Source organism: Agrobacterium sp. rho-13.3 (assembly GCF_033957765.2).
Taxonomy (GTDB): domain Bacteria; phylum Pseudomonadota; class Alphaproteobacteria; order Rhizobiales; family Rhizobiaceae; genus Agrobacterium.
On record NZ_CP192774.1, the window covers coordinates 23,044 to 35,560 of the forward strand.

The 12,517-nt window shown below is 57.5% G+C and carries 10 protein-coding genes; all 10 read left to right on the forward strand.

Annotated features, from left to right (window positions below):
* Positions 1–178: 178 nt before the first annotated feature.
* The 10 genes from mutS (at position 179) to RMR16_RS00170 (ending at position 12,439) form a co-directional block, all read left to right on the forward strand.
* Positions 179–2,833 carry a DNA mismatch repair protein MutS gene (gene mutS, locus RMR16_RS00125; RefSeq protein WP_413786032.1) on the forward strand — a complete coding sequence of 885 codons (2,655 nt, stop codon included), beginning with the start codon at positions 179–181 and terminating at the stop codon, positions 2,831–2,833.
* Positions 2,834–2,914: 81 nt separating this feature from the next.
* A complete protein-coding gene (locus RMR16_RS00130) occupies positions 2,915–5,743 on the forward strand; it encodes a [protein-PII] uridylyltransferase (protein WP_320201210.1) in 2,829 nt (942 codons plus the stop codon).
* 6 nt (positions 5,744–5,749) lie between these two features.
* Positions 5,750–7,351 (forward strand): murein biosynthesis integral membrane protein MurJ, encoded by a 1,602-nt coding sequence (murJ, locus tag RMR16_RS00135; RefSeq protein WP_320201211.1) that lies wholly within the window; start codon positions 5,750–5,752, stop codon positions 7,349–7,351.
* A gap of 82 nt (positions 7,352–7,433) precedes the next feature.
* Positions 7,434–8,498, forward strand: a complete 1,065-nt coding sequence (trpS, locus tag RMR16_RS00140; RefSeq protein ID WP_320201212.1) for a tryptophan--tRNA ligase — start codon at positions 7,434–7,436, stop codon at positions 8,496–8,498.
* 123 nt (positions 8,499–8,621) lie between these two features.
* A complete protein-coding gene (locus tag RMR16_RS00145) occupies positions 8,622–9,113 on the forward strand; it encodes a universal stress protein (RefSeq protein ID WP_320201213.1) in 492 nt (163 codons plus the stop codon).
* A 112-nt stretch (positions 9,114–9,225) separates the two neighbouring features.
* Entirely contained in the window at positions 9,226–9,789 is a 564-nt protein-coding gene (locus tag RMR16_RS00150; RefSeq protein ID WP_320201214.1) for a NifU family protein, read from the forward strand.
* A gap of 16 nt (positions 9,790–9,805) precedes the next feature.
* The gene (tsaB, locus tag RMR16_RS00155) at positions 9,806–10,483 is read left to right on the forward strand and encodes a tRNA (adenosine(37)-N6)-threonylcarbamoyltransferase complex dimerization subunit type 1 TsaB (protein ID WP_320201215.1); all 678 of its coding nucleotides are present in this window, start codon (positions 9,806–9,808) and stop codon (positions 10,481–10,483) included.
* A 132-nt stretch (positions 10,484–10,615) separates the two neighbouring features.
* Positions 10,616–11,110, forward strand: coding sequence for an N-acetyltransferase (locus RMR16_RS00160; RefSeq protein ID WP_320201216.1), 495 nt, complete (start codon positions 10,616–10,618; stop codon positions 11,108–11,110).
* 67 nt (positions 11,111–11,177) lie between these two features.
* Positions 11,178–11,606, forward strand: coding sequence for a Fur family transcriptional regulator (locus RMR16_RS00165; protein ID WP_320201217.1), 429 nt, complete (start codon positions 11,178–11,180; stop codon positions 11,604–11,606).
* A 32-nt stretch (positions 11,607–11,638) separates the two neighbouring features.
* Positions 11,639–12,439 carry a lysophospholipid acyltransferase family protein gene (locus RMR16_RS00170; protein WP_320201218.1) on the forward strand — a complete coding sequence of 267 codons (801 nt, stop codon included), beginning with the start codon at positions 11,639–11,641 and terminating at the stop codon, positions 12,437–12,439.
* The last annotated feature ends 78 nt before the right edge of the window (positions 12,440–12,517 follow it).

Below are 12,517 nucleotides of genomic sequence, written 5' to 3' on the forward strand. Positions count from 1 at the left end.
AAACAAAGAGTGCAGCTTCCTGTGGGCAGGCGCATTGGGCGTGTTGTCCTGATGATGGCGGGCGGTTAGTGTCTGCGCTTCTTTCCCGCAACACGAAGCTGATATTGAAAAGCCATTGACGGACGTTCATTCCACCGCCTCGCTCATTTCGGAAGAGAGCCGTGCTTCGGCCACGCCGATGATGGAGCAGTATATCGAGATCAAGGCGAACAATCCCGGTTCGCTGCTGTTCTATCGCATGGGCGATTTCTACGAGCTGTTTTTCGAAGATGCGGTGGAAGCATCACGGGCGCTGGGCATTACTCTGACCAAGCGCGGCCAGCATCTGGGGCAGGATATCGCCATGTGTGGCGTGCCGATCCATGCTGCCGATGACTATCTGCAAAAGCTGATCCAGCGCGGTTATCGCGTGTCCGTCTGTGAGCAGATGGAAGACCCGGCGGAAGCCAAAAAGCGTGGTTCGAAATCCGTGGTGCGGCGGGATGTGGTGCGGTTGGTCACGCCCGGTACGCTGACTGAAGAAAAGCTGCTGTCGCCGACCGAATCCAATTACCTAATGGCACTTGCCCGCATTCGCGGCGGTGGTGACGCACAGTTTGCGCTGGCATGGATCGATATTTCCACTGGCGTTTTTCGTCTGGCCGAAACCACGTTGACGCGGCTTCTGGCCGATATCTGGCGTATCGATCCGCGTGAACTGATTGTCGCTGACAGCCTGTTTCACGATGAGGAATTGAAGCCAGTCTTCGATATGCTTGGTCGCGTGGCTGTGCCGCAACCTGCCGTACTGTTCGACAGTGCTGTGGCGGAGGGCCGTATTGCCCGTTATTTCGGTGTTTCGACGCTGGATGGTTTTGGCACGTTTTCCCGTGTCGAGATGGCCGCTGCCGCTGCTGCCGTGGCCTATGTGGAAAAAACCCAGATTGCCGAACGTCCTGCGCTGGCTGCTCCGGAGCGGGAAAGTGCTGCCTCCACGCTGTTCATCGACCCCGCCACACGTGCCAATCTGGAGCTGACGAAGACCCTTTCGGGTGAGCGTGACGGATCGCTGCTGCATTCGATCAACCGCACCGTCACCGGCGGCGGCGCGCGGCTTTTGGCAGAGCGGCTGATGTCGCCGTTGACGGATGCGCAAAAAATCAATGCGCGGCTGGATGCGGTTGCCTATCTGCTGGATGATGTTTCGCTATCGGATAGCCTGCGGGATGCGCTGAAACAGGTGGCGGATATGCCGCGTGCGCTGTCTCGCCTTGCGCTGGACCGCGGTGGGCCACGTGATCTCGGTGCAATCAGGCAGGGGCTTGTTGCTGCCACTGAGGTTGCGCAATTGCTGGATCACGGGTTGTTGCCGGATGAGCTGGCGGAGGCGCTGGCCAATCTGAAAGCGTTGCCCGCAGCCCTTGAGGCCATGTTGGGCGCAACGCTTGGCGAAGAACTGCCCTTGCTGAAACGCGATGGCGGTTTTGTGCGTGAAGGCTCCGACGCGGAACTGGATGAGATTCGTGCGCTGCGTGACCAGTCTCGCCGCGTGATTGCCGGGTTGCAACTGCAATATTCCGAAGAAACCGGCATCAAGTCGCTGAAGATCAAGCACAACAATGTGCTGGGGTATTTCATCGAGGTCACGGCGGGAAATGCCGATGTGATGATGGGAACGGATGAGGCGAAGGCTCGTTTCATCCACCGTCAGACCATGGCGGGCGCCATGCGTTTTACCACCACCGAACTTGCCGATCTGGAAAGCCGCATTGCCAATGCCGCCTCGCAGGCACTGACCATAGAGTTGGCGGCTTTCGCGCAAATGGTTGAGGCGGTGGTGTCTCATGCCGAGGCTATCAAGGCAGGTGCATCCGCGCTTGCCGCAATCGATGTTTCTACGGCTCTGGCCTATCTTGCGGCTGAACAGGCCTATTGCCGTCCTGTTATCGATGGGTCGATGATGTTTGCGATCAAGGGTGGGCGACACCCGGTGGTGGAGCAGGCCTTGCGCCGCCAATCGACCGGCCCGTTCATTGCCAACCATTGTGATCTTTCGGCGGTGAATGGCAATCGCAATGGCGCAATCTGGCTGCTGACCGGCCCGAACATGGGTGGTAAGTCCACCTTCCTGCGTCAGAATGCGTTGATTGCCATTCTCGGCCAGATCGGTTCTTTCGTTCCGGCGGAATCCGCGCATATCGGCATTGTCGACCGTCTATTCTCCCGTGTTGGCGCATCGGATGATCTGGCGCGGGGACGCTCCACCTTCATGGTGGAAATGGTGGAAACCGCCGCAATCCTCAATCAAGCCACGGATCGCTCACTGGTGATCCTCGACGAGATTGGGCGCGGCACGGCGACCTTTGATGGTCTTTCGATTGCGTGGGCAGCGGTGGAGCATCTGCATGAGGTGAACCGCTGCCGTGGTCTTTTCGCCACCCATTTTCACGAGTTGACGGTGCTGTCCGAAAAGCTTGGACGTCTTTCCAACGCCACCATGAAGGTGCGCGAGTGGGAAGGTGATGTGATTTTCCTGCATGAAGTTGGCCCCGGCGCGGCGGATCGTTCCTACGGTATTCAGGTGGCGAAGCTCGCGGGGCTTCCTGCCTCTGTAGTCGAGCGTGCGCGGGCGGTGCTGACCCAGCTGGAGGATGCCGACCGCAAGAACCCGGCCAGCCAGCTGATCGATGATCTACCGCTGTTTCAGATCGCCGTGCGGCGCGAGGAAAGCCGTTCCCAGGGAAATTCCAAGGTGGATGATGCACTGAAAGCGCTGAACCCGGATGAAATGACGCCGCGTGAGGCGCTGGACGCGCTTTATGCGCTCAAGAAACAACTTGGAAACGCTTCATAATTACAGTCCTGTCCATCACGCCTAAAAATCGCTATAGCGCTATGCCAAAAGCTAGCCTGCATGGAATGGATATCGGCATCAATGGCCTCTAAGGACCTGGATTATTCCGCGATACTGGATGTTGCGGCACTCAAGCATGAATGCGACCTCGTCTTTCAGGGCGATGGAAAACGTGTTGCCGATGTGCGCTCAGATTTGCTACCGATTTTTAAGAAAGCCAGCGCGCAGGGGCGCGACAAGGCGCGGGAATTGCTGGACACCGAAGGCGGCGGCATTGATTGCGCCCGCCGTATTTCATGGCTTCAGGATCGCCTGATCGAAGTTCTCTACGAACTGGCCTGCCAATATGTTTATCCGAATGATGCATCGCAGGTCGGCATCACAGCCGTTGGCGGTTATGGGCGCGGCACACTGGCACCGGGGTCGGATATCGACCTTCTGTTCCTGCTTCCGCCCAAGAATACACCGGATATGAACAAGGCTATCGAGTTCGTTCTCTATATTCTCTGGGATCTGGGTTTCAAGGTTGGCCACGCCACCCGCACGGTGGATGAGTGCATTCGCCTGTCCAAAGCCGATATGACCATCCGCACCGCCATTCTGGAAATGCGCGCCATCTGCGGCAAACGATCGCTTGCCGATGAGCTTGAGCGGCGCTTCGAAACCGAAGTCGTGACCAATAGCGGCCCGGAATTCATCGCTGCAAAGCTGGCCGAACGCGACCAGCGCCACCGTAAGGCGGGGGATACGCGCTATCTGGTGGAACCGAATGTGAAGGAAGGCAAGGGCGGCCTTCGCGACCTGCACACGCTGTTCTGGATTGCCAAATATTACTACCATGTGCGCGACACCGCAGAACTGGTGAAGCTGGGCGTGCTGTCGCGGCGCGAGTTGAAACTGTTCGAGAAGGCCGATGATTTTCTCTGGACGGTGCGGTGCCAGATGCACTTCATCACGGGCAAAGCCGAAGAGCGGCTGTCTTTCGATATTCAGCGCGAAATCGCAGCGTCATTGAATTATCAGCCACGGCCCGGCCTGTCTGCGGTCGAGCGTTTTATGAAGCATTACTTTCTTGTGGCCAAGGATGTGGGTGATCTGACGCGCATTCTGTGTGCGGCGCTGGAAGACAAGCAGGCGAAAGATGTGCCGGGCCTTTCCGGCGTGTTCAGCCGTTTTGCCCACCGCCTGCGCAAAATTCCGGGGTCGACAGAATTCGTGGAAGACCGGGGCCGCATCGCGCTCGCCAATGCCGATGTGTTCCGCAATGATCCGGTCAGCCTGATCCGGCTTTTTCATGTGGCCGACATCAACAATCTGGAGCTGCATCCGGATGCGCTGCGCGTCGTCACCCGCTCTCTGGCGCTGATCAACCATGAACTGCGTGAAAACGAAGAAGCCAACCGGCTGTTTCTGGCAATCCTGACCTCACGGCGCGATCCGGCACTGACGCTGCGGCGCATGAACGAGGCCGGTGTGCTGGGCAAGTTCATCCCGGAGTTCGGCAAGATCGTCGCGATGATGCAGTTCAACATGTACCACCATTATACGGTGGATGAGCATTTGATCCGTTCCGTGGCTGTATTGTCCGAGGTCGATAAGGGGCAGGCGGTCGATACCCATCCTCTGGTCAATCAACTCATGCCAGCCATCGAGGATCGCGAAGCGCTTTATATCGCTGTGTTGCTGCATGATGTGGCAAAGGGCCGGCAGGAGGATCATTCCATTGCGGGTGCGCGTGTGGCGCGCAAGCTTTGCCAGCGTTTCCGGTTGAACAGCAAGCGAACGGAAACCGTCGTCTGGCTGATTGAACAGCATTTGCTGATGTCTATGGTGGCGCAGACGCGTGACCTGCACGACCGCAAGACGATCACCGATTTTGCCGACAAGGTGCAGTCCATGGAGCGGCTGAAAATGCTGCTGATCCTGACGGTCTGCGATATTCGCGCGGTCGGGCCGGATGTGTGGAATGGCTGGAAAGGCCAGCTTCTGCGCACGCTCTATTATGAAACCGAGCTTCTTCTCTCCGGCGGCTTCTCGGAAACATCACGCAAGGAGCGCGCCAAGATCGCCCGTCAGGCGTTGTATGATTCGCTGACCGACTGGGGCCAGAAGGCGCGGCGCAAATACACCAACCTTCATTACGAACCTTATTTGCTCTCTGTCGCGCTGGAAGACCAGATTCGCCACACGCGGTTCCTGCGTGAAGCGGACAAGCAGGAAAAAGCGCTGTCCACCATCGTGCGCACCCATTCGTTTCACGCGATTACGGAAATCACCGTTCTGGCACCGGACCATCCGCGTCTGCTATCGATTATCACCGGGGCGTGTGCGGCGGCGGGTGCCAACATTGCCGATGCGCAAATCTTCACCACATCGGATGGGCGGGCGCTGGATACCATTCTCATCAACCGCGAATTCCCGATTGATGAGGACGAGATGCGCCGAGGCAACAACATCGGCAAGCTGATCGAAGAAGTTCTTTCGGGCAAAAAGCGCATCCCGGAAATGATTGCGACGCGCACAAAGGGCCGCAAGAAAAGCAAGACATTCAACATTCCGCCGTCCGTCACCATTTCGAACGGCCTGTCCAACAAGTTCTCGGTGATTGAGGTCGAATGCCTCGACCGCACCGGACTGTTGGCGGATATGACGGCTGTTCTGGCTGACCTTTCGCTGGACATCACCTCTGCCCGCATCACCACCTTTGGTGAAAAGGTCATCGATACGTTTTACGTCACCGACCTTTTCGGCCAGAAGGTGATGACCGAAAACCGGCAGGCCAGCATCGCCTCGCGCCTGAAAGCCGTGATGGCGGATCAGGAAGACGAACTGCGCGACCTGATGCCTTCCGGCATTATTGCCCACCCCGATGTTGCGGCTCTGCCCGCCGCACGCACCGCGAAGGCGTAAAATCCGATGGGCCTGATCGCCAAATTCGCAACTGTCGGCACGGCGACATTAGGCAGCCGTCTTTTCGGTTTCGTCCGTGAAATGCTGATGGCCGCTGCCGTTGGCACGGGGCCGGTGGCGGATGCGTTTAATGCGGCATTCCGTTTTCCCAACACGTTTCGACGCCTGTTTGCCGAAGGTGCATTCAACTCCGCTTTCGTGCCGCTGTTTGCCAAGGAGATCGAGGCAAACGGCATGGAAGGCGCAAAACGCTTTTCCGAAGAGGTTTTCGGCGTTCTGTTCACCGTGCTGATGACGTTGACGATCCTCATGGAATTGTCGATGCCGTTTCTGGTCAGCACCATCATTGCGCCGGGTTTCGTGGAAGACCCGGTGAAATTCGACAACACCGTGCGGCTTGCGACCATCATGTTCCCTTATCTCGCCTGCATGTCGCTGGCGGCAATGATGGGTGGGATGCTGAATTCGCTGCATCGGTATTTTGCGGCAGCGATTGCGCCGGTTTTCCTCAATATCATCCTCATCGGCGTGCTGGGTTTTGCGTGGTGGAAAAATTACCACCCGCTGGAGATTGGTTACGCCCTGTCCTGGGGGGTGATGGCGGCGGGTTTCGTGCAGCTTGCCATTGTCTGGATCGCCGTGCGGAACGCCGGTATCAAGATAGGCTTTCGACGCCCGCGCCTGACGAAAAACGTGTCGCGTCTGCTTGTGCTGGCCTTTCCCGCCGCGATTACCGGCGGCATCACCCAGATCAACCTGTTGATCAACACCAGCATTGCATCGGGGGGCGAGGGCGTGATTTCTTCGCTGGCCTATGCGGACCGAATCTATCAACTGCCGCTCGGCGTCGTCGGTATTGCGGTGGCAACGGTGCTGTTGCCGGAACTGGCCCGCGCCCTGCGCGGCGGGCATCAGGTGGAAGCGGCCAATCTGCAAAACCGTTCTGTGGAATTCGTGCTGTTTTTGACCCTGCCAGCGGCGGCAGCTTTGCTGGTCATGGCAGAACCTATCGTGCGGTTCCTCTATGAGCGCGGCAATTTTTCGCCGTCCGCGACGATCACCGTTGCCGAAATTCTCGGTATTTACGGTCTGGGACTTCCGGCCTTCGTGCTGATAAAAGCCTTTATTCCCGGCTTTTTCGCCCGGGAGGACACCCGCACGCCGATGATATTTGCAGCGATTTCGGTCGTCGTGAATGTCTCATTGGCGCTGACGCTGTTTCCGATTTACGGCGGTCCGGGCATCGCGACTGCGGAAATCACGGCGGGTTGGGTGAATGCGGCTCTGCTGTTCGGAATGCTGCTGTGGCGCGGTCACTGGAAGATCGACATTCCGTTGCTGACCCGTATTCCACGGCTGGTTTTCGCGGCGGGCCTGATGGCGGTGGCGATCCATTATGCGCTTGCCTATTTTGCGTTTGAGCTGTCGTCCGCTTCGCCGATTGCCGTGCGGGCCGGAACGCTACTCGCCCTCGTGGGTGCGGCCATGCTGGTCTATTTCGGACTGGCATTTGCCTCGGGTGGTGCAAGTCTTGCCATGATGAAACGCGGGTTGAAACGGCGGAAGGCAAAAACGGAAACTCAGCCGGACACTGCCGAAAACCCTTGATTGCAGGCTGTTGCGGGTGCATAAGCGCGGCGAAATTTGAAACACAGGGCAAGGCCCTCCACCAGCCTTTTCGGGGATGATTATGAACGAATTCAAGCCGCTGGTTTTCTCAGGTGTCCAGCCAACCGGAAACCTGCATCTCGGCAATTATCTCGGTGCCATCCGCAAGTTCGTCGCCCTGCAAGACGAAAACGACTGCATTTATTGCGTTGTGGATATGCACGCGATTACCGCGCAGCTGGTTCATAGCGACCTGAAGGCGCAGACGCGTTCCATCGCGGCTGCTTTCATCGCGTCGGGGATCGATCCGGTCAAACACATCGTGTTCAACCAGTCTGCCGTGCCGCAACATGCGGAACTGGCATGGGTGTTCAACTGTGTGGCGCGCATCGGCTGGATGGAGCGGATGACGCAGTTCAAGGACAAGTCCGGCAAGAATGCCGAGCAGGTCTCCCTTGGTCTCCTGGCCTATCCGAGCCTGATGGCGGCGGATATTCTGGTTTACCGCGCCACCCATGTACCTGTGGGCGATGACCAGAAACAGCATCTGGAACTGGCCCGCGACATTGCCCAGAAGTTCAACATCGACTTCAGCGATCATATCCACAAGACTGGCCTCGGTGTGGATATCAAGGTCGGCGATGAGCCGGTGCACGCCTATTTCCCGATGGTGGAGCCGCTGATCGGTGGCCCGGCACCGCGTGTCATGTCCTTGAAGGACGGCACGAAGAAAATGTCGAAGTCCGATCCGTCTGATCTGTCGCGCATCAACCTGATGGATGATGTCGATGCGATTTCCAGAAAGATCAAGAAGGCAAAGACCGACCCGGATGCGCTGCCGAGCGAAGTCGATGGTTTGAAGGGCCGTGCGGAAGCGGAAAATCTGGTCGGTATTTATGCGGCACTGTCGGATAAAACCAAGGCGGACGTGTTGGCCGAATTTGGTGGACAGCAGTTTTCCGCCTTCAAGCCTGCGCTTGTTGAACTGGCGGTCGACGTACTGGCCCCGATCAACGGCGAGATGCGCCGCCTGCTGGATGATGTCAGCCATATCGACGCCATTCTGAAACAGGGTGGTGAGCGGGCCGGTGCCATCGCGGAAAAGACGATGAACGAGGTTCGTGATATCATTGGTTTCCTGCGCTGATCGTCAGACGTTTTCCTCTGCGAGAAACGGGCGCAGAAACGTTTTGCAATCTCAGGATTTGATATAAAGTCCGCCCGGAACCTTCGGGCGACTTTTTATCGCGGCGAGAATACGGAGTACGCAATGGTATCGAAACGGCTTTCGCGTCTCGAAGGACACCGCCGCAAATTTCTGGCGGTGATTGACGGAACGCCTGAATGCGAAAAGGCCGTTCATTATGCCGGTCGCCGCGCCAAAAACTCCAACGGCGGTCTGGTTCTGCTTTATGTGATCCCGGAAGGCGATTTCCAGCAATGGCTGGGCGTGGAGCAGATCATGCGGGCCGAGGCAATGGAAGAGGCGGAGGCCTCGCTTGCCAAGGTGGCGCAAAAGGTGCGCGAAAGCGTGGGAATAGAGCCGGAAACGGTGATCCGCGAAGGCAATGCTGCCGAGCAGATCCATGGGCTGATCGAGGAGGATCGCGATATCGCGATTCTGGTGCTGGCAGCCGGCTCCACCAAGGAAGGTCCGGGTCCGCTGGTATCGTCTATCGCAGGACGTGGTGCGGCATTTCCTATTCCTGTCACCGTCTTGCCTGACACGCTGACGGATGAGGAAATGGATGCGCTGTCATAAGATTTCTTGACTATGTTTATCATGTCAGGGCTTGAAGTCGTGCAGCGTTCGTCATACTTTGGAAGAGTTCTAAGTTCCGGGGCGCAACTGCGCTGCCTCGAAGGAGATTGAAATGTTCATTCAGACCGAATCCACGCCTAACCCTGCCACGCTGAAGTTTCTTCCGGGCAAGGTTGTTCTGGAAACCGGCACAGCGGAATTCCTGAATGCCGCGCAGGCGCAAGCCTCGCCGCTGGCGTCAGTTTTGTTCGAAATTCCGGGCGTTACCGGCGTGTATTACGGTTTCGACTTCATCACCGTGTCCAAGGACGGCGCCGAGTGGCAGCATCTAAAGCCAGCCATTCTGGGTTCGATCATGGAACATTTCATGTCCGGTCGCCCATTGATGGGAACGGCTGTGGCTGCTGAGATTTCCGATGAAGAAGAAGAGTTTTTTGAACCGGGTGATGAAACCATCGTTGCCACCATCAAGGAACTTCTGGAAACCCGCGTTCGTCCCGCTGTTGCGCAGGACGGCGGCGACATTACCTTTCGCGGCTTCCGCGATGGCACCGTGTTCCTCAACATGAAGGGCGCGTGCTCCGGTTGCCCGTCTTCGACGGCGACGTTGAAGCACGGCGTGCAGAACCTGCTGCGCCACTTTGTGCCTGAGGTACAAGAGGTCGAGGCCGTTTGATAAACGGCCTCACATCATGATCGTTCTTTCCATCGATACATCTGGCGTGGATTGCGCTGCCTGTGTTTATGACAGCGCGGCGGATGCCGTGCTGGGTGAAGTGACCGAAAACATCGGCAAGGGCCATGCGGAACTTTTGATGGGCATCATTGATGGTGCCTTGCAGCAGGCGTCCGTGACGCTTCAAGAAATTGAGCGGATTGCGGTCACCATCGGTCCCGGCTCCTTTACGGGCATCCGCGTCGGCGTTGCTGCGGCGCGGGGTTTTGCCCTGTCGCTCGGCATTGATGCGGTGGGTGTGACCACGCTCGAAACGCTGGCGGCGCACCATTTGCGGGAGCATCCCGGTCAGCCGGTCGCGGTTGGTTTCGATGCCAAACGAGAAGAATGTTATCTCCAGACATTTGCGGCGGATGGATCGCCAACCAGCGATGCCGCTTTGCTGTCTCTGGAAGACGCAAAAGCCATCCTCGTAAAATTTGATGGTGTCATCATCGGCTCTGCCGCGCCGCTGTTCGCAGGCGCTGAAACCGGCTCCGGGCCGGATCATTTCCTTATTTCGACGGTGGCCCGCATTGGTGCACAAAAGCCGCAAGGCATGCCCAAACCAGCACCGCTTTATTTGCGCGGACCAGACGCCAAGCCCCAATCAGGATTTGCATTAGAGCGCCGTGCCCCCTTACAGGCGCCCTAAGGACGCTCTGCTGTTTGAATCTGCGCATCGTGCTCTCCGAAAATCGTTTCGATTTTCGGGCCGATGCGCTGGAACGTCTTGCGGTTGCCTGATACGGGCCTGTGATAGCCTGAATGCGGATGATTCCTTGCGATGTTTGACGATTACCTGAGCTGGAAACCTTATTTCGAAATCGTGCCGATGGAGCACGCGGACTGTGCGGAGGTTTCCGAACTTCACGCCGTGCGGTTCCCGCGCCCATGGAATGATGGCGAGTTTTCAAGCCTTCTCAGTCAGGGTAGCGTGTTCGGTGCCGTTGCCCGCCAGACGAATGCATTTTTCAGCAAGCCAATGGGCGGGTTCATTCTGGCGAGAGAGGCGGGTGGCGAGGCGGAAATTCTGACCGTGGCCGTTGGTGAAAAATACGGGCGTTGCGGCCTTGGCTGGCGGCTGATGCAGGCGGCAATGCGGGAAGCCGTGATGCGCGGTGCGGAAACCATGTTTCTGGAGGTCGACGGCGGCAATGTGCCGGCAATCGGTCTCTACAAGAAGCTCGGTTTCAAGACGGTGGCCGAGCGGCAGGCCTATTACACCGCCAAAGACGGTACGAAATCGACAGCGCTTGTCATGCGGCGCGATCTTCGTTAGGTCGAATAGACGATTAAACTGGCGCTGACCGCGTCATTCCAATGAAAGCACCTGAAGGCCAGAAGACGTGATAGACCTTTCGAAAACGCTGGAAGAATTATGTGCCGAGCGCGGTATGCGCATGACCGATCAGCGTCGTGTGATTGCCCGCGTTATTCAGGAATCCGTGGATCACCCGGATGTCGAAGAACTTTATCGCCGTTCGTCGGCCGTCGATCCGCGCATCTCCATTTCCACGGTCTATCGAACCGTGAAGCTTTTCGAAGATGCAGGCATCATCGAGCGGCACGATTTCCGCGATGGCCGCTCTCGTTATGAAACGATGCCGGAAGAACATCACGATCATCTGATTGACCTCAAGCATGGCGTTGTGATCGAGTTTCACTCCGCCGAGATCGAAGCATTGCAAGAAAAGATTGCGCGTGAACACGGTTTCAAGCTGGTGGATCACCGCCTTGAGCTTTACGGTGTTCCGCTCAAGCCCGAAGATCGCTGAACAGGAACCGGGGCCACGGAGCATATGACGCGATGATGTGGCTGAGGTTTGTGTATATGATCGTGGTCATGGCGCTCGCGACGCTCATCTTGTTGCCCGTTCAGCTTGTCGGGCTTTATTTTGATTTGCCTTTCCGCCGCCGCTTGCCGAGGCTTTGGCACAGGATCGCGTGTCATGCGCTGGGGATCAAGGTTCAGGTCCATGGCGATCTAGAGCGGGCAAAGCCGCTACTGCTGGTGGTCAACCATGTGTCGTGGAAAGACATCATGGTTCTCGGCAGCGTTGTCGATGTGGTGTTCATCGCCAAGACGGAAGTGCGGGATTGGCCCATTTTCGGCATTCTGGCCCGCTTGCAGAAAACCATTTTCGTGACGCGAGAGCAGAAGCGCAGCACCGGAACGCAGGTCAACGACATTGCCGACCGGCTGGCGAAGGGTGAGATCGTCGTTCTTTTTCCGGAGGGGACCACATCTGATGGCAACCGGCTTTTGCCCATCAAGTCGTCGCTTTTCGGGGCGGCCTCCAGTGCGGCGGATCAGGTGCCGGGGCAGCTGGTGTATGTCCAGCCGGTAGCAATTGCCTATACCGGCATTCAAGGCATGGCGATGGGCCGTTACCACCGCAGCGTTGCGGCATGGCCGGGAAGTCTTGAACTGCTGCCCTCCCTTTTTGGCCTGATGAAAGCCGGGGCCATCGATGTCGATGTGTCCTTCGGCGATGCGATCCCCTTTCATCGCGGCGATAATCGCAAGGCATTGAGCGCAGATTCCACGGCCTCCATCCGCACCATGCTGAATTTCAGCCTTCGTGGCGGATGGCGAAAGTCTCGCTAATGCCGTGTTGAATCATCGGATTTTCCGAAAACCGCGGTGCACTTTTCGGTCCGATGCTCTGACCACACATTTTTCTGT

Bases quoted from the DNA above. Each gene is read 5' to 3' on its own strand.
- RMR16_RS00150 (WP_320201214.1), top strand. From the start codon at position 9,226: ATGTTCATTCAGACCGAATCCACGCCTAACCCTGCCACGCTGAAGTTT.
- RMR16_RS00170 (WP_320201218.1), top strand. From the start codon at position 11,639: ATGATGTGGCTGAGGTTTGTGTATATGATCGTGGTCATGGCGCTCGCG.
- trpS (WP_320201212.1), top strand. From the start codon at position 7,434: ATGAACGAATTCAAGCCGCTGGTTTTCTCAGGTGTCCAGCCAACCGGA.
- murJ (WP_320201211.1), top strand. From the start codon at position 5,750: ATGGGCCTGATCGCCAAATTCGCAACTGTCGGCACGGCGACATTAGGC.
- tsaB (WP_320201215.1), top strand. From the start codon at position 9,806: ATGATCGTTCTTTCCATCGATACATCTGGCGTGGATTGCGCTGCCTGT.
- RMR16_RS00130 (WP_320201210.1), top strand. From the start codon at position 2,915: ATGGCCTCTAAGGACCTGGATTATTCCGCGATACTGGATGTTGCGGCA.
- RMR16_RS00145 (WP_320201213.1), top strand. From the start codon at position 8,622: ATGGTATCGAAACGGCTTTCGCGTCTCGAAGGACACCGCCGCAAATTT.
- RMR16_RS00160 (WP_320201216.1), top strand. From the start codon at position 10,616: ATGTTTGACGATTACCTGAGCTGGAAACCTTATTTCGAAATCGTGCCG.
- mutS (WP_413786032.1), top strand. From the start codon at position 179: ATGATGGAGCAGTATATCGAGATCAAGGCGAACAATCCCGGTTCGCTG.